Here is a 1,035-nt window from a genome sequence, read left to right on the forward strand (position 1 = left end):
CTAGCAGGAGGCCGCGCCGGGCGCTGAGGGCAGGGGCGCGCCCGGGGGGACCGGTTCGGGGTAGTCCCCCGTGAAGCAGCCCAGGCACAAGGAGGTGCCCTGGCCCGTGGACTCCACCATCCCCTCCAGGGACAAGTAGGCCAGGGAGTCCGCGCCGATGGACTCGCGCACCTGGTCGACGCCCATCGACGAGGCGATCAGTTCCTCACGGGTCGGGAAGTCGATGCCGAAGAAGCACGGCCACGCGACCGGGGGGCTGGAGATGCGCACGTGGACCTCGGCGGCCCCCGCCTCGCGGAGCATCGCCACCAGCGCGCGCTGCGTGTTGCCGCGCACGATGGAGTCGTCGATGACGACCAGGCGCCTGCCCTCGATGACCTCGCGCAGGGGGTTGAGCTTGAGGCGGATGCCCAGCTGGCGCAGGGACTGGGTGGGCTCGATGAAGGTCCTGCCCACGTAGGCGTTCTTCACGAGGCCCTGGGCGAAGGGGATGCCCGACTCCTGCGCGTAGCCGATGGCGGCGGGCGTGCCCGAGTCGGGCGTGGGCATCACCAGATCCGCGTCGACGGGGTTCTCCCGGGCCAGTGCGGCCCCCATCGCGTGGCGCGCGGCCACGATCCGACGGCCCCCGATCGTCGTGTCCGGGCGGGCCAGGTACACGTACTCGAAGACGCAGGTGCTGGCGCGGCTCACGGCGAAGCGCCACGAGCGGACGCCCGAGGCGCCGATCGAGACGAGCTCGCCGGGCTCGACCTCGCGCACCAGGGCAGCGCCGCACAGGTCGAGAGCGGCGGTCTCGGACGCCACGACCCACCCGGAGTCGAGGCGGCCAAGCACCAGGGGCCGGTAGCCGTGGGGGTCGCGCGCCGCGTACAGCGCGTCCTCGTCCATGAACACCAGGGAGAAGGCGCCTTTGAGGCGCGGCAGGACTTTGAGGGCGGCGGGCACCAGGGGCGCGCAGGCCCCCTCCTGGTCCACAGGCGGAGCGGGAGGAGTGGGGTGTGCGGACTGGGCAGCACCGTTGGGCGCGGCCTG

1 protein-coding gene is annotated in these 1,035 nt (G+C 72.9%); it reads right to left on the reverse strand.

Features of this window, described 5'->3' with window-relative positions:
- The coding region (gene purF, locus BH719_RS05580) for an amidophosphoribosyltransferase (RefSeq protein ID WP_083808184.1) at window positions 1-1,035 on the reverse strand (1,035 nt) is incomplete at its 5' end.

Origin of the sequence: Pauljensenia hongkongensis (genome assembly GCF_001746855.1) — a bacterium.
GTDB classification, from domain to species: Bacteria; Actinomycetota; Actinomycetes; order Actinomycetales; family Actinomycetaceae; genus Pauljensenia; species Pauljensenia hongkongensis.